Origin of the sequence: Blautia sp. OF03-15BH (assembly GCF_003463065.1) — a bacterium.
Classification (GTDB): Bacteria; Bacillota; Clostridia; order Lachnospirales; family Lachnospiraceae; genus Limivivens.
Window position 1 is genome coordinate 467,256 of sequence record NZ_QSCM01000001.1, and the last position, 22,346, is coordinate 489,601.

A 22,346-nucleotide genomic window follows, 5' to 3' on the forward strand; every position below is an offset into this window, starting at 1 on the left:
TCTGCTGTCAGCTCCGAAGGGAATAATCACTGGCCTTCAGAGACAGATTCTCATTATAGTAGGGATCTCTTAAAATATCCGGCATCCAATGGCAGCGCATATACTCAATCTCCTCCTGGAAACGGCGCTTTTTGGCTTCCGTATTTTCATAGCCTCTGGTCTTGGATTCATGGTGATAAAGCTCTGCATAAGGATCATAAACCACAAGATAACCGGCATGGCGGACCTTCAGGCAGAAATCCACATCATTGAAGGCTACCGCCAGTTTTTCCTCAAAGCCTCCTACTTTCTCAAAGACTTCTTTTTTTACCATAAAGCAGGCTGCCGTCACTGCACTCAGATCCTGCTGGAGTGCTGCCTTGTGAAGATAACCGCCTCTGCTTCTCGCCAGACCAACAAAAAGACTTCCCGCACAGCCGCCCATGCCGAGAACAATGCCTGCGTGTTGGATCGTATTGTCCGGATAATAAAGCCTAGCTCCCACGATCCCCACCTCCGGCCGCTGGCAGTTTGCCAGAAGTTCTTCCAGCCAGTCCGGAGAGATCACCGTAATATCATTGTTCAGACAGAGGATATACTCGCCTTTTGCATAGGAAATGCCAAAATTATTGATCGCAGAATAATTAAACTCTTTGTCCCAGTATACAACCCGTACCCGTTCCTTGCCATCCAGTTCTTTATAGTAGTCCCGGATTTCCTGCGTCGTACTGTTGTTTTCCACCAGAATGATCTCATAGTTGGAATAGGAGGTCTTCTGCCAGATCGATTCCAGGCATTTTTTCAAGGTTTCTTTTTCATCCTTATTCGGGATCACGATGGACACCAGTGGATTTCCCTGGACCTGATATTTCACCCGGTAAAAGCCAAGATCCTTTGTATGGCTGACCTCCGCTTTTGCTCCGATTCTTGCAAGGTGAGCCTCGATGGCCCTTTTTCCCGCATCAAACGCATACAACTTACTGGAAGGATTGTCCGCTGTAGAAGCCTGATGTACTCTCCAGTGATAAAGAATTTTAGCAACATGGACGATTTTTTCCGCATTTTCCGTACAACGGAAAATGAAATCATAGTCCTGTGCTCCGTCATAAGCCGGATCCTGACCGCCCAGCTTCAGCGCAAGGCTTCTTTTCACTACAAAAAGATGACAGATATAATTGTTTGCACAAAGAAGATCCGGATTGAAATCCGGCTTGAAATGCGGCTGAAAATGCTCTTTCAGATCGGAAGTCACCTTGTCTTCATCCGTATAAATCACATCGGCTTTTTCTTTTTCAATGGCAGAAGCCACCTCAAAAAGCGCATTGGGAGAAAGAAGATCATCATGGTCAAACAGTGCCAGATATTCTCCGGAGGCCATTTCGATCGCTGCATTGGTATTTCCTGCAATGCCTTCGTTTTTCTCCAGACGCCTGTAGCGGACCCTGGGATCCTTTTTCTGATACTCTTTCACCACCTTTTCCACAGAATCATCCGTTCCGCTTCCATCGGCAATGCAGAGTTCCAGATAAGGATAGGTCTGAAGCAGCACCGATTCCATCATCTGCTTCAGAAAAACCTCCGGTGTCCGGTAAGCCGGCACCAGTACGCTGATGACCACAGGATCTTTCCACTTTTTCTTTCGCTGGCGGGCTAGCTCTTCTTCGGAAGGCTTATTTTTCTCATACCACTCCTGATATTCCACTTCCCGCTCTTCAAAGCGCTCCAGAAGGCGGGCGTAAAAACCTTTCACTCCGTAATGTTTCAGATAACGGACGCCTTTTTTGATATTATAAGGTGTCAGTCGTTTAAAAATCTGTCCTGCTTTACTCATAAAATTCCTTTACGGCCTTTACGACCTGTTCCTGATCTTCTTCTTTCAGCTGATAATACATGGGCAGACGCAGCAGACGTTCGCTCTCCTTCGTCGTGTACCTATCCTCTCCATGGAAACGGCCAAACTTCTGTCCGGCAGGTGCCGAATGAAGAGGTACATAGTGGAAGACTGTATGGATCTCCCGTTTCGCCAGAAAATCGATCAGTCTTCCGCGAGTCTCCAGATCCTTCGTCTTGATATAGTACATATGTGCATTGTGTTCCGCATAATCCGGGATAAACGGCTGCTCGATATAACCGGCATCTGCCAGTGAACGAAGCTCCTCATGGTAATAGTTCCAGCTTTCCAGACGGTCTTCCCGGATTTTTTCTGCCATTTCCAGCTGTGCCCAGAGATATGCTGCATTCAGATCGCTGGGCAGATACGAGGAACCGTAATCCATCCAACGATATTTATCCACCTGACCACGGAAGAATTTGCTGCGGTCTGTTCCTTTTTCCCGGACGATCTCTGCTCTCTCCAAATAATCATTGTTCTGGAAGACCAGTGCACCGCCCTCTCCCATAGAGTAGTTTTTCGTCTCATGGAAACTATAGCAGCCGAAATCGCCGATCGTGCCCAGTGCTCTTCCTTTATAGTATGCGTAGACACCCTGGGCTGCATCCTCCACCACCATCAGATGATGGCGTGCTGCGATCTCCATAATTTCATCCATGGCACAGCCGACTCCGGCATAATGCACCGGAACGATGACTTTTGTCTTCTCTGTAATGGCGTCCTCGATCAGTCGCTCATCCAGGTTCATGGTTTCCGGACGGATATCCACAAACACCAGAGTTGCTCCTCTCTGGACAAAAGCATCCGCAGTAGAAACAAAGGTGTAGGAGGGAAGAATGACCTCATCTCCCGGCTTCACCTGGGTCAATACCGCAGCCATCTCCAACGCATGGGTACAGGACGTCGTCAGAAGTACATGGTTTGCCTGAAATTTTTCTTCCATCCAACGGCTGCATTTCTTGGTAAACGCGCCGTCTCCGCAGATTTTTTTATTTTTTATCGCCTGCTGCATATACTCCAGTTCTTTTCCGGTAAACGGTGGGATATTAAAATCGATCATGATATGTTCACTCCTCTTTTGTTTTTTCTGCTGTTTCGTGCTCCTGCTGCCAGATATGATAAATAGATCAGCCAGCCGATCAGGCTGAGAATGCAGCCTTCCTTCAGAAGCGGCGGATGGTAATCCAGGGAAAAGGTATGGCTTCCTGCACGGACACGAACCCCCATAAATCCAAGATCCGCTTTGAGAATTTCCTGCTTTTCTCCGTCCAGTGTCAGTTTCCAGCCGCCCTCATAGGGAACGGTGATGAGAAGATAACCGTCAGAAGGCACCTCTGCTGTTCCGGTCAGATGGGAATCGTTCCCTGCTTTTTCCAGGGTAAAGGTTCCCCGGTCTCCTGCATAGTTGTCTTCCGCTGTCTTTTTTACCGGATCGGTGGAGCCTTTCGCCTCAGCCTCAGCCTGATAAGCAGCTATCTCTTCCTGCCTTTCTTCGATACCAAGCCTTGCAAGCAACACCTGATTCAGACTCTTCTGATTTCCACGGCTCTTGCACTTTGTCTTAAAGTCTTCATTTGTCATGGCCCGGCTGGCATTGTAGAAGCTTACGATACCGGCGTACTCTTTTGCCTGATAGACAGAGATTATACCGAAAGAGCGGACAAACACATACGTATCCGGTACCGGATCGCCTTCTTTGGAAAGAAGATACCGGACTCCCAGAAAAGCCGGAAGTCTTCCATCCCCCGGATGTTCACTGTAGCAGTAGTAATTCAACCCGTCAAAAAGAAGATCCGGTGCACTGCTGAAAACAAAGTTCTTCACATTACCGTTCTGCATGGAATTGTAGGTACTGATGCTGCTGTAATCCTGTGCAAGCGAAGTCATGGAAGCAATTCCTTCCAGATATGTTTTTTCCACCCGGTAAAAGCCGGTGTCTGTTTCCTTCAGCCAGGCAAGGGCATTTTTAACATCCTCGTTGTAAAGATCCAACAGGCAGGTGGTATCGTTCTTCTCCACAGCTCCGCGGTCGGTGACGGTTCCTTTTCCTTCCATACACATATCGGCCACTGCCAGAAGAAGCAAGACTGTACAAAAGCCCTTCTGGTATTTCGGATCTTTCAGCCACTGCCCGGCCAGAAGGACAGCCATTGCCAGCACGCTCACGGCCAGCATCCCAAGGATCAGCTGCTTCTGCGGCGGCTGACTGGTCAGCTTCCAGCCGCTTATGTAAATACAGACACTCAGAGCTCCCGTAGCGATCAACGCCGGAATACAGAGCTTCTCTCCTGCCAGAATAAAATCGGTCATCCAGGCAATGAGCAAAGCAACGAACGGCAGGAAAACAAAGGTAAAACGGCTCATATATCCGCTGCAGCCGTTAAAGATGATACCAGCCAGTGGAAAGAGCAGACAAAAAGCGATCAGAACTGCTGCTCCGTAAAAAACACACTTTTTGTAGTGGCTCATCCGGCTTCTCCATAGCACACAGAGATACTGCACGCCAAAGATCACCAGGAAAATCGACGCAAATACCGAAGGATCCTCATAATAATTGCTGTAGCCCTTATAATCTCCGTTCTTGTTCAGCAGATTGGCGGAGAAAAAGCGATAGAGCAAGGTCAGATAACTGTCTTCCTGCATCGGCCGGAATCCCTCTAAAAGACGCTGCACCAGCGTACTGTCACTTTCCATACGGGATGTCACACCAAAGATCACATAAGCAGACGGAAGCAGCACACAAAGCCCCATAAGAACGCCAAGGAACATCCCGAGACACACTCTCAGAAAGCGGTTCAGCCGTTCCTTTACCGGAAGTTCCGTCACCAGAAGCACCCGGAAAATAAGATAAACGCCCGTCGTCAGACAACTCATGTAAGCAAGGTATGTACTGTCGATCACTGTCAGAAAAACGATCAGCGGCAGCAGGCTCCGGTATCTCTTTTTCCGGAAGGTCCGTTCTGCAAACAGCAGCAGCAGCGGCAGATAGATGGTGATGATACCAAACTGGTAATGCTGTCCCCATACCATGAGAAACCCGTTAAGTCCGTAGATATAAGCTGCCAGAAGCTTACTTCGCTCAGAAAACTGAAATTCGGAAAGAAAAAGATAACCAGCCAGGCCAGCCAGCAGAATTCTTAATATCTGCACATAAACCAGTGCTCCCCAGATGTGATTGGCTCCGCGGATAAGGCCGATGAGGTAAAGCAGGATCAACGTCGGATCAAACAGGTTCATCTGAAATACATTAATGCCAAAACCATTGTTAAAGTCCCAGAAACTCACGTTTCCATTCCGTATATGATTGACTACGGAATGATAATGCATCAGATACTGCTGCACCGTATCGCTGCCCACATCCGCAAAGGTTCCGAATGCCAGAAAATGATTACCGAAAACATAATCCCAATAGACCAGAAATCCACTGAAAAACAGCAACACTTCCAGAATCAGTACGGTCCTCATCTGCTGTACATGATCTTTTTTTTCCATAAATCCCAATTACCTTTCTGCCTTAATTCCTTTTCAGGGAGAAATCTTCTTTCTCCAGTGTCAGATTCGGATTATAAAAAGGATCGCCCTTTCGTATCAGCTCCGACCAGCGTTTTTCAAAAAGTGCAATGGCCTGATGAAATTCTTCCAGTTTTTCTTCGGCTTCCCTCTGTTTTTCCTGTCTGTCCCCATAATGATAAAACTCTGCATATGGCTCGTAAACAACCCGTTTTCCGTTTTTTCCTGTCCTGAGACAAAAATCCAGATCAGCAAAGGCTCTTCCGAATTCTTCTGAAAAACCACCGACAGCTTCAAAAATACTCCTTTTTACCAGCATACATTTTCCGGTTACAGCACTGTAGCCTTGACGGCAGAGGATCCGGCTGTAAACATCCTCTTCTGTCTTTGGAAAACCGGAAAAGGCATCTCCGGCAATGCGGTGAATACCGATGATCACACCGGCATGGGCGATCCGCTTTTCTCCGTCATAAAGCCTTGCTCCCACAATACCGTTTTTCTCTCTCATGCAGCAGCCCAGCATTTCTTCCAGACTGTCCGGCTCAATGAGTTCGGTATCCACATCCAGAAAAAGAAGGTATTCTCCACCTGCACGCTGAACCGCACGATTGCGGCAGGCTGCCGTATTTTCACCTTCCTCACAGTGGATCATCTGAAGTGTTTTTTCTGTCAGCCCCGTTTCCAGTGTCTCTTCCTCTGTCAGGATCAGGTATTCATAGTTCTGATATGAGGATTTCCGGTCGATAGATGCAATGCAACGCTTCAAAGCTTCTTTTTTCCCACGGGAAAGGATCAGGATCGAGATCAACGGACTTTCCTTCCGTACAAAACGAGTCCGGAACAGTCCCGGATGTTCCCCTTTCTGTACCAGAGCTTTCTCGCCCAGACGCTCATAATGCGCCTGCAAAGCCAGTCTTCCCTTCTCCCATTCTTCCTCTGCTTCGATCAAAGCTCCCTCCGACATCCGTATATGACAAAGGATCCGTGGAATATGCACGATTTTCTCCGCTTCCGCCGCTTCTGTCAGCCGAAGAAGGAGATCATAATCACAGGCTCCGGAAAAATCCGTATCCACTTTTCCCTCTTTTTCAAAGAAGGAACGTTTCACCATAAAGAAACGGCCCATATAATTGGTGCTTTCCAGAAGCTCCGGATCAAAATCCGGTTTCAATTCCGGCTCAAAAAAGTGATTGCCGTCCGGTGTCATCCGGTCATTGTCCGGATAAAACAATACGCCCTCCGGGTGCTCATTGACCGCCTTGGCAAAAACAAACAAAGCATCCGGTGTGGGAAGATCTTCCTGGCGCAAAAAGATCAGATACTCTCCTTTCGCTAGGGAAAGTTCTGCCTGAACGCCTTCTGCGATCCCGGTATGCTCCGGCTGCTCCGTCACATGAAGACGTTCTTCCTCTTTTTCAAAGGTATGCAGCACTTCATGAAGGCGCAGATTCTCCGTTTCATCCGCCAGACAGACTTCAAAATTCCGGTAGGTCTGGTTTTCCAGATTCCGGAGAAGCTGCTTTAGCTGCCGTTCTCCCATATCTTTTACCGGAAGGATCAGACTGAACTTCGGCATGGCAGGAAGCACCGTGTTCCGCTGGCGTTCCAGTTCTCCCGGTCCGGGGATATGCCTCTGGATCCATGCCGGATAATCCACAGCTGCTTCTTCCGACGCCGGGAAAAATTCCTTTGCCACCCGGGCAGTCAATGCCTGCATTCCGTGGAGCTTCCAATAATCCATGCCGCGTTTTACATATTTTTCCATTTTTTGTTTCAGGATCATGGCCGGAGCCAGATTCACGGGATACACATTTTTCCCTTGTGCGCCGACTACCACCAGATAGGCGACTCTCCCGGAAACCCCTTCCGCTTCGATCGTAAAACCACAGTTTTTCTCAATCTCCGTTTCAAAATATACGGCCTGTATATCCAGTCTGGCGTTCCTTCTGAGCTTACACGGAAGCTTCTTCTTTTTTTGATCAAAAAGCCCGATCTTCAGAAGCTCTGTATCGGCTGCCCAGCCTCGAAGATAAAGAGTTCCTTTTTTATTGTCTGCAAGCTCTTCTTCCAGATAAATGGCAGGTCTCTGTCTGGCCTCCTTCAGGCGTTTCACAGAGCTTTCATACCAGAGAAGTCTTTCTTCTCCTGCTCTTGCAAAAACACAAAGATGATGATGCTTCTCCCAGTTTTCCGGAAGCGTCAGAAACACGGTAACCTTTTCCCCCTTGGAAATTTCCGTGTTCCCAGACATTTCCAATGCTCCATTATACTCCCAGTTTTCCATTTCCGCAGAAATTTTTTCCTTATCCAGAAAAACTTCTATGCTGCGGCCGCTCGGAAAAATCCCCTGAAGGATGTAAACCTGCTCATCTTTCAGGCTGAATCTGGCCCGTTTTACTTCCCATTCCTGTACTTTCATTTTTCTGCTTCCTCACCGTGTGGAAAGAGTTTTTTCCATTCCACCGGAACTTCCTTCTCTTTACGTAACTGACATTCGCCGTTCATCAATGACAGATTCGGACTGTAATAAGGATCTCCCTGATCCAGAAAAGACTTCCAGCGTCTTCGGAAACGAAGGATCTCCTGTTTAAAACGTTCCTTCTTTTCCGGTGTATTCTCATAACCTCTGGACTTTGATTCATAATGATAGAGCTCCACATTCGGATCCTGCACGATGAGTTTGCCGGCTTCACGGATCCTCAGACAGAGATCCACATCATTTAAAGAAACCACAAAGGACTCATCGAAACCGCCGATGGCATCAAAAACAGATTTTTTCACCAGCATGCAGGCTGCTGTCACCGCACTGATGTCCTGTACCGCCTTTAGCCTTCCGAAATAGCCTGCATCCTGCCGGGTATGGAAATTCTGAACATGACCTGCAAAATTTGCGATTCCGACCACCACCCCACAGTGCTGGACCAGACCGTCCGGATAATAAAGTTTCGCCCCCACAGCGCCTGTATCCTCTCTCTGGCAAAAGCCCACCATTTCCCGGATCCAGAAAGGACTGATCACCTCGGTATCATTGTTCAGAAGCAGGAGATAGTCGCCCTTTGCATGGCGGGCGCCGAAATTGTTGATCGCAGAATAGTTAAATCCGCCCTCATAGCGTACCACCCGGAAATTTTCGTGTTCTTTTTCCATTTTTTCATAATAAGCAAAGGTTTCCTCTTTCTCACTGTTGTTCTCCACAATGAGGATCTCAAAATGAGGATAATCCGTTTTTTCGTAGATGGATCTCACACAGGTATCCAGCGTTTCTGCCTGATCCTTATTCGGGATCAAAATTGTCACCAACGGCTCTCCTTTGACCTTCAGACGCATTTTATAAAGGATAAAAATACCGGTGTATTCCACCTCTGCCTCATATCCCAGACGGGCATAATGCTCTGTAAGTGCCTTTTTTCCTGCCTCTATGGCATAGGTTTTGCTGTCCTGATTACCTGCTGTAGATGTTTCGGAAGCTCTCCAGTGATAGAGGATCTTCGGAATATGGTAAACCCGGTCGGTCTTCTCGATACAGCGAAGCAGAAAATCATAATCCTGTGCTCCGTCACATTCTTTACGAAGAAATCCCACTTCCTCTGCCAGACTTCTTCTCACCATCGTCAGATGGCAGATATAATTGATGCATCTTAAGAAATCAGGGTTGAAATCCGGCTTCATCCTGGGTGAAAAATAGTGTTCTCCGTTTTCATCTGAAAGGTCCTCATCGGTATAGATCAGATCCAGCGTCGGATCCTGGTTCAGTGCCTGCACCATCTCAAAAAGTGCATTCGGCTCCAGAAAATCATCATGATCCGAAAACAAGAGAAACTCTCCGGAAGCCATGCGAATGGCTTCATTGGTATTCTCGGAAATCCCTCCATTCACTGTCAGCCGTTTCAGACGGATCCTTTTATCCGATCCATACTGTTTTTTCACAAAAGCCGCCGTCTTTTCGTCCGTGCTTCCATCTGCCAGGCAAAGTTCAAACTTTCCATAGGTCTGTACCGTGATGGAATCGATCAAAGCTTTCAAAAAAGGCTCCGGCGTATTATAAAGCGGCACCACAATGCTGATCAGCGGCTGATAATCAAAAACTGTTTTTCGTTCCCTCTCCAGCTCTTTTTTATCTGCTGCATGAAGACGGAACCATTTCCCGTACTCGATCGGACGCTCCTTTAAGGAGCGCAATTTTCCGGCTGTTTTCGAGACAAAGGCCTCTGTACCGTGAGCCCGCCAGTAGCTGAGTCCTTTTCTGGCATATTTTTCCACTTTGTTTTTCAGGATTACCGGTGCTTTCAGACTGACCGGATAGACATTTTTTCCGTTTTTTCCGGAGAATACCAGATAAACGGCATCCCCGCAAAGATCTGTGGCATCCAGAGAAAAACCACAGTTTGCTTCTACGGCGCATTCCCCGTACATACTCACCACATCCGGTCTTGCATTCCTGCTGATGCGACAGGGAAGTTTTCTCTTTTCACGGTCAACAAGTGCGATCTTCACCGGTCCCTGATCCACCGCCCAGCCACTGATATGAATCCTTCCGGCCCTGGCATCGATGACCTCCTCATCCAGATAAAACTGAGGATTTTTCTGTTTTTTCTTCAGTTCCCGCACGGAAATCCGGAACCAGATGTTTTTTCTGTCTTTTTCCACCGCATAAACCGTCAGCTGTCGGGCTTTCTCCCAGCCTTCCGGCAGCTGGATCGTAAGGATCTTTTTTTCACCGAGAAGACGGATTGCTTCTTCCGAACGGCTCAGTTCCTCTTCTTTTTCCCCGCTCATAAGCTCTGCCTGGATCCTGTGCCTGTCCAGACAGACTTCCGAAGCCGCTCCGGAAGGCCAGTTTCCTTCCAGGATATAGGTATTTTTTGCTCCGAGCAGAAAGCGTTCCCGTTCCGCTCCAAGTACCTGTGCCAGCATCTTCAAACCTCCTCTCCGTCAGGGAACAGTTTTTCCCATTCCTCCGGGATCTCATGTTCCTTTCTCAGCGTACATTCTCCATTCATCAGCGTCAGATTCGGACTGTAATAGGGATCTCCCTTTTCCAGAAAAGCTTTCCAGCGCTTCCGGAAACGGATGACTTCTCCTTTGAATCTGGCCAGCTTCTCCGGCGTATTCTCATAGCCTCTGGATTTGGATTCATAATGATACAGCTCCACATTCGGATCCTGCACGATAAGTTTTCCGGTTTCCCGTATCCGGAGGCAGAGGTCCACATCGTTAAAGGCTACCTCAAAGCTCTCATCAAAACCGCCAATCTCTTCAAAGACCGAACGTTTCACCAGCATGCAGGCCGCCGTCACTGCGCTGATGTCCTGCACCGCACGAAGTCTGCCAAAATAGCCGTTGTCCCGTCTGGTTTTAAAGTTCTGTACATGACCGGCATAATTGGCAATGCCAACCACCACGCCGCAGTGCTGCACCAGCCCATCCGGATAAAAAAGCTTCGCTCCTACTGCTGCCGTGTCCTCACGCTGACAAAAGCCCAGCATTTCCCGGATCCAGAAGGGGCTAATGACTTCCGTATCGTTATTGAGAAACAGAAGATACTCCCCTTTTGCATGGCGGACACCAAAATTATTGATCGCAGAATAATTGAACCCTCCCTGATAGGTTACCACATGGAAGTTCTCATGCTCCTGCTTCATTTTTTCATAATAAGCAAAGGTTTCCTCTTTCTCACTGTTGTTTTCCACCACAAGGATTTCAAAATACGGATAATCTGTCTTTTCATAAATGGAAGACAGACAGTTCGCCAGGGTTTCCGCCTGATCTTTGTTCGGGATCAGGATCGTCACCAGCGGCTGGCTTTTCAGTTTCAGACGCATGCGATACATGATAAAGATCCCCGTATACTCCACCTCTGCTTCATAACCAAGTCTCGCATAGTGCTCGGTAAGTGCCAGTTTTCCGGCATCAATGGCATACGTTTTGCTGTCCTGATTGCCCGCCGTGGAGGTTTCTGAAACTCTCCAATGATAAAGCACCTTCGGGATATGATACACCCGATCGGTCTTTTCGATGCAGCGGAGCAGGAAATCATAATCCTGGGCTCCGTCACACTGCTTCCGAAGAAGTCCGACTTCCTCCGCCAGACTTTTCCGTACCAGGACCAGATGGCAGATATAGTTGATGCTCCGTAAGAAATCCGGATTGAAATCCGGCTTCATCCGTGGAGCAAAGAAGCACTCTCCCTTTTCATCACAGAGATCTTCATCCGTATAAATAAGATCCAGCTCCCTGTTTTCGTTCAGTGCCCTGACCATCTCGTAGAGGGCATCCGGCTCCAGAAAATCATCGTGATCTGCAAACATCAAGAACTCACCGGTAGCCATACGGATCGCTTCATTCGTATTCTCGGAAATCCCTGCATTGAGCTTGAGATGCTTCAGCCGGATCCTCGGATCATTGCCGTAAAACTTCTTCACAAAGGCGGCAGGTCCTTTTTTCGTGCTGCCGTCCGCCAGACAAAGTTCAAACTTTCCGTAACTCTGTGCAGTAATGGACTGCAAAAGCTTCCGCAGATACTCCTGCGGCGTATTATAAAGAGGGATCACGATACTGATGAGCGGTTCATAATCAAATGTTCTTTTACTCTGCCGGTGAAGTTCCCATGCAGAAGGTCTTTTCTTCTTCAGCCACCGCTGGTACTGTTCTTCGTCTGTAAAATAGTTGTCCTTTACATGATCCAAAAGACCGGTAATCCCGCGTTTTTTCAGAATCTCTTTATTCTCTGCCAGTTTTCCCCTGCCGATGGCTTTTTTCAGCCTTCCGGCCTTAGAATATTGGAAATCAATTTTTTTCATGGAGATCTCATGGCATTTCTCGACAAGCGTATTTTTCATATGAAAAACCAACTTTTTTCCCTGAAACTCAGATCTTGGACAGGAGAAAACAAAACCACTTTCCGTATTTTCCGGCACCCTTCCTTCCAGGCCCAGATTTTCCGCCACATCGGGACGAAGGGAACGATTCAGCACGCCAGGAACCTCATTCCCATTCTCGTCGGTAACTGAAAGATCATTTTCTCCGGTGAGATCAAGCATCCATCCCCTGATCATGATCCTTCGATCCTCCAGCCCGCAGAAGTCCACATAATACTGGATGGAAGCTGCTTTCCAGCCTTTTTCAAGCTCTGCCGCATCTCTTTCCAGAAGAGTTTTTTCTTCATTTCCGGCTTTCAGAAGGATTTTTATGCCTTTCCCGGCTTTTATGAAATTCTCAAGTTCATCAAGCTTCACACGAAAACCCAATTCGTCAGCCTGCGCCGCATAAGCCGGATAACGTTTTACCACATCCGGCCGCAGAAAAAATGTCACCTCGGTCTTCACCGGCTCCCCTTTGTCATCCAGAACCTCAATCGCGGCTTTCTCTCCCTCAACGGCCTTCCAGCCCTGCACCGTCAGGCTTCCTCCCGGAACCCACTGATACTCTTCCCTGTCCACTACTACTTTTTGAATGCTCATCGATACTCCTCTAGCTCTTCTTATTTCTGATGCTGTTCTCTGTAGCCTCTGTATTTCTCATATGCTTTCCATACTTTCGTATGCTTCATCGCGCTGATCGTATTCTCGGCCTCGCGAAGCTGCTCCCGTAGCTTTCTCAGTTCCTCGCTCCGGCTCACATAAGCATCTGCCAGCATACCAAGTTCTTTTCTGGAGCCCTCATCAAACGGGAAAACAGCCAGGTCCACCTCAAGCTTCTTCGCTCCCTCGGGAATCTCTGTCACATAAAAGTTCGGATCATCCTCCGCTAAAAAGAGCCAGTTTCCCATGGAACTTCCTTTTGCCAGGGTCACAGGCGCCTGCCCGCTCTGTTTGTCGAAAGAAAGCTTTCGGATCTCCGTCATGCAGGCCCTGTAACCGGGATCCAGACGGAGACTTTTCACTCCTTCCGGAAGCGGAATTTCTTCTTCCAGCTGCCAGCAGTCTCTGTGCTTCATCTGGAAAAGCCTGGAATTTTCTTCCGTATAGCCATTTCCACAATTAAAATAAACCTGCAGCATCTCCTGAGGGAAACGATCTGCCACCCGAAGAGAACCGGCGCTGATATCCTGATAAAGATCCCGGATGGGCGTATGCCTCCGACAGACATATTTCTGAAAAGAAGTTTCCATGGCTTCATAAGCTCGCCGTTCTGCTTCTGTAATTCCCATTTTTCCATAGAAATCAAAAGGCTTGAACTCCTCGCCACGATCCGCATGATCCGTAAAGTAAAAAATGATCCGGTAGAGGATAAAGTTTACCGGAATCGGGAAATCAAAGCTCCACTCATAGTCAATGGCAGTCCATATTTCTCCGGTGAGAAGTATATTCCCGCAGACCAGATCAATATTGGAAAAAGGTGCACAGATCGTCCCTTCTGGAAGCTCTGGTTCACCAAAAATCTCCCGGAAGCCTTCCGTGATCTCAAAGACCGCCCCTTTGTGCAGAGACTTTACAAATTCAAGATACTCCAGAAGCTCCTCCGCACAAGAGCCGATACCCTGTTCCTTTTCCACTGATAAGAGATGCTCCTCCAGTGTCTCCCCTGTCAGGTATTCCAGCTCTACACCACCGGGAATCAGGCTGCACACATTATAGGAAAGCTTCGTTCCTTCCAATTCTCTCGAAAATGCCTGATACCAGTGATAGATTGCCTCCACATGGAGCTTTCCCTCCGGGAATTCCGGAAGCTTCTGCACATAGCGGACACCGTCCTCGTCCTGCAGAATGTCCGTGCGGATAGCGAGACAGTGATTTCTCTCATTCGAATATTTGGAATAAATAACCTTCTTCATGACTCCTCCTTCCCCAGCAGTACCAGAAAGGAATTGGAAAATTCCGGAAACAGACCGTTGTCGATGATGCTGTCAAACACCTTTGATTCATCGAAAAGCAGAAGCCGCCTCTGGTCATAATTGCAGATATTTTCTTTCAGATCTCCTTTTCTCGGAAGGTAGGCATCCGAATAGACAGAAAACGGGAATTTATAGTCCGGATATGGGTAGTAGAACTCCGGTCGGAAATTTCCCGCCTCATGGAAGAGACGGATCAGCTCCGTTCTGGAAAACGTATGGACGTCTTTTGTGTTCGGATAGCCTTCCAGTCCCTCAAAGAAACGACCCACATGATCCTCTGCACAGCCTGCCCAGTATTTGAGACCCAGACGGTTCTCTATGGCAATGACAATCTTTCCGCCGGGAGCCAGATGACGTTCAACCAGCTGAAGCATATAGACAAAGGGGTTCTCATTGTCCGTATAGCAGGCCGCATACTCAAAGACACCGATAAAAGTGATGTAATCATACTTTTCCGTCAGTGTCTTTTCCACTTCTTCAAAGGCACCCAGAAGGATTGTCACATGATCGCAGTCCTGGTTCCGGTAAGCATTGATGAGACTCCGCTGTCTGGAAAGTTCCACACAGGTCACGCTCCCTGCTTTCTTCGCCAGTGCCCCGGTGATGGCACCGCAGCCGGCTCCGATCTCCAGGACTTTATCCTCCTTTGTGATGGGCAGCCAGCTCACAATATTCCCACGGATATGAGAAAAATGGTACATCACCGGCCAGCTTTTTCTCTCCGCAATGACCTGATTATACTCTTCCGGCGTGTGACAGCTTTTCGCAATCTCCAAAAGTTCTTCTTCCACAGGTCCGTCACTGTACAGGTCGCTGCCTGAATAACAGGTGTCGTCCAGTGTGATTTTTCCGATCTTCTCCCTCATAGAAATATCCTTTCTTATTTCGTTACCTCTACCTGAATTCTGGAATTCATGTCATAGAATCCCACCGTATCTTTCATGGAGACCACATTGACGCTACAGGCATCATAAAGGCGGTGGAACACATGGAAATCTCCCTCCATATAGCCGGTACAGCCAAAAGAGAGCAGATAGCTTCCACCCTGAAGATCCATCTTCTGGGTGAAAGAAACCTCCACCACTGTGTCCTTTTTCGCCGGAACCTCGATCTTCTCGTACATGGTGTTGGTCCCTGTGATCTCCGTTCCCTTCATATCCTTGATCGTGAAGGCTACGATGGGCTCCTGGAGATCTTTATGAAACTCGATCTTCATCTTGAAGGTACAGGTACTTCCTTTTTCGATCGTGTTGGTCAGCTTTCCATTCTTATCCGCCACTGCAAAATCAATGATCTCCGCCAGTTTTTCTCCATACTCCAGAAGGTTGGGATTGACCTGGATCTTGCTTCTCCATTCGCCCTCTCTGGCGATGTGCTTCTCCGGCTCCCCTTCCTGATGGACCAGGAAACGCTTATAGAGATCCACCATGGCTTTGGGAGTGCCTTCGTCTACTTTCACTCCCTGATTCAGCAGCACAACCCGGTCACAGTATTTGCTGATACTGCTCAGGTCATGGCTTACAAAGAGGATCGTCTTGCCCTGTTTTTTGAATTCTTCAAATTTGTGATAACATTTTGCCTGGAAAAATACATCTCCTACGGACAGGGCCTCGTCCACGATCAGGATCTCCGGATCGATATTGATGGCCACGGCAAAAGCCAGACGGACAAACATACCGCTGGAATAGGTCTTCACCGGCTGATTGACAAACTCGCCGATATCGGCAAATTTCAGGATCTCCGGAAGGCGTTCTTCGATCTCCTCTTCCGTAAAGCCGAGCATCGTACCGTTGAGATACACATTCTCCACACCGGTATACTCCATATTAAAACCGGCACCTAACTCCAGAAGAGCAGAAATCCTGCCGTTTACCTCCACATTTCCGGTTGTCGACTGCAGAACGCCGGTAATGATCTTCAGTATCGTGGATTTACCGGAACCATTGGTTCCGATGATGCCTACGGTCTCTCCTCGGTGCACATCAAAGCTTACCTGATCCAGAGCTCTGTGTTCCCGGTATCTTTTTTCTTTCGTAAACCCAAGCGCCTCTTTTAAGCGGTCTGAGGGTTTGTTGTATAACCGGTAGATCTTACTTACGTTATCTACACGGATCGCAATGTTCTTATCCTTATCCAAAAATCCATCCTCCTGCTCTTCTCTTACAGTACATCAGCAAAGTGGCCTTTCAGCCGGTTGAACACCCAGGTGCTGAACACATAGCACACGATCAGAAATGCCCAGAAATATATGGTCAGGAGCTTATCTTCCCAGAACCAACGCTGCTCGATAAAGGCATTCCGGTAGCCGTGAACGATGTAATAAAACGGATTCAGCTTCAGGATCCGCATAACCGTGCTTCCCCAGGAATAACCATTGAGGAAAGAAAGGTCCCACATAACCGGAGTCAGCCAGACACCGATCTGCAGAAGAATGGAGACGATCTGTCCCATATCCCGGAAAAAGACGATGACAGAGCTCGTCGTATAAACGATAGCCAGGATCAAAAAGAAGAGACAGATCATGTAATAGAGAATTTCCAGATAATAGATGTCCGGATAGTACCCATAGCAGGCAAACAGTATCATCGCAAAGGCCACGAAAAACAGATGGATGACCAAAGCTGAAAGAAGCTTTACCACCGGCAGAACACTGATGTCAAAAACTACCTTCTTTACCAGATAACTGTATTCCAGAAAGGCATTGGTCCCGTTGATCAGCCCCTCCTGAAAATACATCCAGGGAACAATACCAGAAACCAGATAAAGGACGAAAGGCGTTCCGTCTCCAGAAGCAGCTCCTCCCCGCATGGCGATGCCAAACACGAAATAGTAGACCAGAATCGTCACGATAGGCTGTATAAACGCCCATACGGTTCCGAAATAAGAACCTGCAAAGCGGCTTTTCAGGTCATTTTTTGCCATTTTTTTAACGAGCCGCCGGTTGCGATACAAGGCAGACGGCAAAGTACACAGTTCTTTCAGCATATGATTCTCCTACTTATTTTTCTCCTGGTATTCTCTGAAGGAACCCCAGTTCTGATCTTTCTCTGAAATGGTCAGCTCCATGCCCTCCGGAATGGGCCACTGTACGTTGATGTCCGGATCTTTCCAGGAAAGTCCGCCCTCATCGTTCGGATGATAAAAATCGGTACACTTATAAACAAACTCCGCATAATCGGAGAGCACCAGAAAACCATGTGCAAAATTCTTCGGAATAAAGAACTGCTTTTTATTCTCTGCGGAAAGCAGGACACCAAACCACTGTCCGTAGGTTTTGGAGCCTTTTCTCAAGTCTACCGCCACATCATAAACCTCACCGGAAACCACGCGCACCAGCTTGTCCTGCGGGTAATTGATCTGAAAATGAAGACCGCGGAGCACGCCTTTTTTGGAAGCGGACTGGTTGTCCTGAACGAACTCCATATCAATACCGGCTTCCTTATAATCGTTATAATTATAGGTTTCCATGAAATAACCTCTCTCATCCCCGAAAACAGTAGGGGTGATGACCTTCAGACCTTCGATTGCACAAGTTTCCACTGTAATTTTTCCCATTTTTTTGTCCTCCTGATTTTATCATAATTTTTCCTTTATAACGTTGAAAACCAGAAGGTCCCAGTCTCCTGGTCCCTTCTGGTCACTGAAGGCTCTCAGAGTCCTTCTGCTATCTCTACCAGATACTGGCCGTAAGCGGTCTTCATCAGCGGTTTTGCCAGCTCCAGAAGCTGTTCCTTATTGATAAAGCCCCTGCGGTAAGCGATCTCCTCGATACAGGAAATGTAGAGTCCCTGGCGTTTCTGGAAGGCCGCCACAAAGTCAGCCGCATCCAGAAGGGAGTCATGATTTCCGGTATCCAGCCATGCAAAGCCTCTTCCCAGAGTCTCTACATGAAGTTTGCCCCTTCTGAGATATTCATTATTCACACTGGTGATCTCGATCTCACCTCTTGCGGAGGGTTTTACATTCTTTGCGATCTCTACCACGTCATTGTCATAGAAATAGAGTCCCGGTACTGCATAGTTGGACTTCGGATGCTCCGGTTTTTCCTCGATGGAAAGAGCCTTTCCGTTCTCGTCAAACTCTACCACGCCGTATTCCCGCGGATCTCTTACATAGTAACCAAAGATGGTGGCTCCGTCTTCTCTTGCAGCCACACTCTGAAGCACCTTTGAAAAACTCTGTCCGTAGAAAATATTGTCACCGAGGATCAGTGCCACACGGTCATCGCCGATGAATTTTTCTCCGATGATAAACGCATCTGCCAGTCCTCGCGGGCTCTCCTGAACCGCATAGGAAAGCTCCAGTCCCAGCTGTTTTCCGTCTCCCAAGAGCTCTTCAAATACCGGAAGATCTCTCGGAGTGGAAATGATCATGATCTCTCTGATGCCGGAAAGCATCAGGATAGAAAGCGGATAATAGATCATGGGCTTGTCATAAACCGGCATGATCTGTTTGGAAATGGCCTTGGTCAGCGGATACAGACGTGTTCCGGAGCCTCCGGCTAAGATAATACCTTTCATAAGTAATTACTCCTTTTATCTATGGCTGTACATGTCCTCATAGTATTTCTGGTAGTCACCGCTGGTGATGCGCTCCATCCAGTCTTCATGCTCGAAATACCATTTGATGGTCTTCTTGATCCCTTCTGCAAAGCAGGTCTCCGGATACCAGCCCACCTCGGCTTTGATCTTGTCCGGTGCGATGGCATAGCGGCGGTCATGACCCTTCCGGTCTTCCACATAGGTGATCAGATCCTCACTTACGAGTGCTTTTCTCGGATCTCCCTCCGGAAGCATCTCCTGCAAAGTATCCAGAATGATATGAATGATCTCAATGTTCTGTTTCTCGTTATGTCCGCCGATATTGTAGGTTTCAAAAAGACGGCCCTTCTCCTGTACCATATCGATTCCCTTTGCATGGTCTTCCACATAGAGCCAGTCGCGGACGTTCTTACCGTCGCCGTATACCGGCAGTTTTTTGCCATGAAGGGCATTGTTGATGATCAGCGGGATCAGCTTCTCTGGGAACTGGTAAGGTCCGTAGTTATTGCTGCAGTTGGTGATGTTTGCCGGGAAATGATAGGTATCCATGTATGCCTTTACCAGCATATCTGAAGAAGCCTTACTTGCGGAATAAGGGCTGTGCGGTGCATAGGGCGTGGTCTCATAGAAATAGCCGCCGTCCTCGCTGAGAGAACCGTACACCTCATCGGTGGAAACATGAAGGAATTTTTTACCTTCTTTGAACGTGCCGTCCGGCAGCTCCCAGGCATTTTTTGCCGCATTCAGCATGTTCAGTGTTCCCAGAACGTTAGTCTTTACAAAGACGTCCGGATTCTTGATGCTGCGGTCTACATGGCTTTCCGCTGCGAAATGAACCACACGGTCAATATCGTTCTCCTCAAAAATCTGAATCATCTTCTCTCCATCGCAGATATCCGCTTTGATAAAGGTATAGTTCTCTTTCTCCTCGATATCCTTCAGATTCTCCAGATTACCTGCGTAGGTCAGGCAATCCACATTGATGATGCGGATGGTGTCGCCGTATTTTTTAAACATATAATGGATATAGTTGGATCCGATAAATCCGGCACCACCGGTAACCAAATAAGTTTTCATTGTTTTCCTCCTGTTTTTTCTGCACTTGTGCAGACTTTTGGGATATTATATCAAATTTCCTGTCCATCAGCAAGCCCCAGTGGACTGTTTTTCCGTTTTTGTCCGTTTCTTTGTCTGTTTTGTCCGTTTCTTTGTCCGTTTTGTCCGTTTTTTCATCTCCGGTTTACAGTTTTCAGCAAATATGATAGACTGGATATATCTATGTCAAGGAGGAAGACATTATGAAAAAAGTCAGAAATTTTTACGCTTCCCTGCTTCTTTTTACCGCTGCCCTTTGTCCCTTATCCGGTAATCCGGATTTCGGCGCAGGTCCGGCAAAAGCTGCGGAAGCCACCGTTTCCGTTCCAAAAAAACTCCAGGCAACAGTAAAAAAAGGCTATGTGAAGCTTCGCTGGACGAAGACTGCCGGTGCGGACCACTATATCATCTATCGAAGAGCCGGTTCCGGCTCCTACCGGAAGCTCACCACCGTCAAAGGTACCGTGACCTCCTGGATCGACCGGACTGCTCCGGGCGGCGGAAAATATACCTATGCGGTTTCCGCTGTGAAAAACGGAAAGACAAGTCAGAAAAAAACGGCAACCAGAACTCTGGCAGCCCGTCCCTCCCAGCCGAAGCTTAACAGCCTCATCTACACGAACAACGCACTGAAGCTTACCTGGAAGAAAGCTACCAATGCTACCGGTTACCTTGTTTACCGGAAAACCAGCGGTGGCAGATTTGTGCAGGTGACAAAAACACCTTTGGACGCTTCGATCCTTTCCTATACAGATTATAACGTCCAGAAAAACAAAACCTACAGCTACACGGTTCAGGCGGTAGCCGCCGGTGTCCGGAGTACCTACAGCAAGACCGGCCTCACGCGGACCTGTTCGGGATATCGGTCCATTGAGAATACAGCTTCCTCTTATTCCATCGAGGCCGATGTAAAACTCACCGGAACCGGCAGCGGCTACCACGCCAAGCTCGTGGCCTGTACGCCGACTTCCGCCGTCAGCTTCGGGATCCAGTTCGATGAATTCGGTATCCCTCCCTACACAAATGAGACCACTTTCATTGTAGAAAATGTGATTTCCAACAGCCCCGGTGACCAGGAATACTTCCGCACCGGCTACGCGGCCCGCAATAAGACCTTTCATCTGATGCTCACGATCCGTAAAAACGGTCTCTGTGAGTTTTATGTAGACGGTGTCCGGGTCGGAAAAACCACAAATAAAAAGCTGGCCAACCAGGAGGACATTGCGCTTCGCATCGAGGGCTCTGCCCGCTTAAACGGAGACAGCGTCAACGCCAGGTTCAGCAACATCCGCATCAAGAAAAACGGAAAATACGATGCCGGGCGGATCTGGAACACCCATCCTTTCATTACAAACAAAGGGCTCAAGGCTGATACCAGCCGTTTTGATACCGCCCGTACCATCACCATCAGCGGAAAAATCAAAGGGCTGACCAAGGATCAGGACTGGGACAGCGCTTACGGCGATGTTTCCGGCATCATTCAATTCTGGTAAAAAATTCCGTATCTCACGGCTTTTTTATATACAGCGGAAACTATTTTCCGCAAAATCATTCAAAAAAGGAGAATTTCTGTTATGAAAGATACTGCATTAGTTGTCATGGCAGCCGGTATCGGCAGCCGTTTTGGAGGAGGCATCAAACAGCTGGCTCCGGTTGGACCCAATGGTGAAATCATCATGGATTATTCCATCCACGATGCCCTGGAAGCCGGTTTTAGCAAGATCGTTTTTATCATCCGAAAAGACATCGAAGAGGAATTCCATACTGTCATCGGAAACCGCATGGAGAAGATTGCAGACGTTTCCTATGTATTTCAGGATATGCATGACCTCCCGGAAGGCTTCACCTGCCCGGAAGATCGCAAAAAACCATGGGGAACCGGCCAGGCTGTTCTTGCCTGCCGCAAGGCCCTGGACATTCCCTTCGCCGTGATCAATGCCGATGACTACTATGGAAAAGAAGGCTTCCGAAAAATCCATGAGTTCCTCGTTTCCGAACAGCCCAAAGATGGCAAAGCCCATTATTGTATGGCCGGCTTCATCCTCGGAAATACCTTGAGCGAAAACGGTTCCGTTACCCGCGGTATCTGCAAAGCCAACGAAAGAGGCCATCTGACCCATGTCGTGGAGACCCACGATATCTACAAAACCGCCGAGGGTGCCGGTGTCCCTGATGGAGCAGGCAGCCTGACTCCCGTAGACGTAAACAGTCTCGTTTCCATGAATATGTGGGGCTTTACCCCAGACATCCTGAACGTTCTGGAAAAAGGCTTTCCGGAATTTTTAAGCCAGATCCAACCCGGTGATATCAAAGCCGAATATCTTCTTCCCACCATCGTGGATCAGCTGATCCAGTGCGGACAGGCTGATGTAACGGTTCTGCCCACCCACGACAAATGGTTCGGTGTTACTTACAAAGAAGACAAAGATTTCGTTATCCGTTCCTTCCAGGAGTTGATCAAAGCCGGCGTTTACCCTGAAAAACTTTACAACTGACA

General features: G+C 48.0%; 15 protein-coding genes. 2 read left to right on the top strand and 13 right to left on the bottom strand.

Features of this window, described 5'->3' with window-relative positions:
- Positions 1-7: 7 nt before the first annotated feature.
- From DXA57_RS02125 to rfbB, 13 genes are all read right to left on the bottom strand, one after another.
- A complete protein-coding gene (locus DXA57_RS02125; RefSeq protein WP_117764241.1) occupies positions 8-1,810 on the bottom strand; it encodes a glycosyltransferase family 2 protein in 1,803 nt (600 codons plus the stop codon).
- Positions 1,803-2,930, bottom strand: a complete 1,128-nt coding sequence (gene rffA / locus DXA57_RS02130) for a dTDP-4-amino-4,6-dideoxygalactose transaminase (protein ID WP_117764242.1) — start codon at positions 2,928-2,930, stop codon at positions 1,803-1,805. The genes DXA57_RS02125 and rffA overlap by 8 nt, the downstream gene beginning before the upstream one ends.
- Positions 2,927-5,362, bottom strand: a complete 2,436-nt coding sequence (locus DXA57_RS02135) for a YfhO family protein (protein ID WP_117764243.1) — start codon at positions 5,360-5,362, stop codon at positions 2,927-2,929. The genes rffA and DXA57_RS02135 overlap by 4 nt, the downstream gene beginning before the upstream one ends.
- Positions 5,363-5,384: 22 nt before the next feature.
- Complete coding sequence (locus DXA57_RS02140; RefSeq protein ID WP_117764244.1) at positions 5,385-7,799, bottom strand: glycosyltransferase; 2,415 nt, start codon at positions 7,797-7,799, stop codon at positions 5,385-5,387.
- Positions 7,796-10,294 carry a glycosyltransferase family 2 protein gene (locus DXA57_RS02145; protein WP_117764245.1) on the bottom strand — a complete coding sequence of 833 codons (2,499 nt, stop codon included), beginning with the start codon at positions 10,292-10,294 and terminating at the stop codon, positions 7,796-7,798. Before DXA57_RS02145 ends, DXA57_RS02140 begins: the two co-directional genes overlap by 4 nt.
- Positions 10,295-10,296: 2 nt before the next feature.
- A complete protein-coding gene (locus DXA57_RS02150; RefSeq protein ID WP_117764246.1) occupies positions 10,297-12,840 on the bottom strand; it encodes a glycosyltransferase family 2 protein in 2,544 nt (847 codons plus the stop codon).
- A gap of 20 nt (positions 12,841-12,860) precedes the next feature.
- The gene (locus DXA57_RS02155; RefSeq protein WP_117764247.1) at positions 12,861-14,153 is read right to left on the bottom strand and encodes a hypothetical protein; all 1,293 of its coding nucleotides are present in this window, start codon (positions 14,151-14,153) and stop codon (positions 12,861-12,863) included.
- On the bottom strand, positions 14,150-15,079 hold the full coding sequence (locus DXA57_RS02160; protein WP_117764248.1) for an SAM-dependent methyltransferase: 930 nt from the start codon (positions 15,077-15,079) through the stop codon (positions 14,150-14,152). Before DXA57_RS02160 ends, DXA57_RS02155 begins: the two co-directional genes overlap by 4 nt.
- Positions 15,080-15,093: 14 nt before the next feature.
- Positions 15,094-16,350, bottom strand: a complete 1,257-nt coding sequence (locus tag DXA57_RS02165) for an ABC transporter ATP-binding protein (protein WP_117764249.1) — start codon at positions 16,348-16,350, stop codon at positions 15,094-15,096.
- Positions 16,351-16,373: 23 nt separating this feature from the next.
- The gene (locus DXA57_RS02170) at positions 16,374-17,198 is read right to left on the bottom strand and encodes an ABC transporter permease (protein ID WP_117764250.1); all 825 of its coding nucleotides are present in this window, start codon (positions 17,196-17,198) and stop codon (positions 16,374-16,376) included.
- A 9-nt stretch (positions 17,199-17,207) separates the two neighbouring features.
- Positions 17,208-17,768 carry a dTDP-4-dehydrorhamnose 3,5-epimerase gene (rfbC, locus tag DXA57_RS02175; RefSeq protein WP_117764251.1) on the bottom strand — a complete coding sequence of 187 codons (561 nt, stop codon included), beginning with the start codon at positions 17,766-17,768 and terminating at the stop codon, positions 17,208-17,210.
- A 95-nt stretch (positions 17,769-17,863) separates the two neighbouring features.
- Positions 17,864-18,733 (bottom strand): glucose-1-phosphate thymidylyltransferase RfbA, encoded by an 870-nt coding sequence (gene rfbA, locus DXA57_RS02180; protein ID WP_117764252.1) that lies wholly within the window; start codon positions 18,731-18,733, stop codon positions 17,864-17,866.
- Positions 18,734-18,748: 15 nt separating this feature from the next.
- Entirely contained in the window at positions 18,749-19,831 is a 1,083-nt protein-coding gene (rfbB, locus tag DXA57_RS02185; RefSeq protein WP_117764253.1) for a dTDP-glucose 4,6-dehydratase, read from the bottom strand.
- A 221-nt stretch (positions 19,832-20,052) separates the two neighbouring features.
- Here rfbB and DXA57_RS02190 point away from each other — a divergent pair, with 221 nt between their 5' ends.
- A complete protein-coding gene (locus DXA57_RS02190; RefSeq protein WP_117764254.1) occupies positions 20,053-21,342 on the top strand; it encodes a fibronectin type III domain-containing protein in 1,290 nt (429 codons plus the stop codon).
- Between the two features lie 81 nt (positions 21,343-21,423).
- On the top strand, positions 21,424-22,344 hold the full coding sequence (locus DXA57_RS02195) for a nucleotidyltransferase family protein (protein WP_117764255.1): 921 nt from the start codon (positions 21,424-21,426) through the stop codon (positions 22,342-22,344).
- The last annotated feature ends 2 nt before the right edge of the window (positions 22,345-22,346 follow it).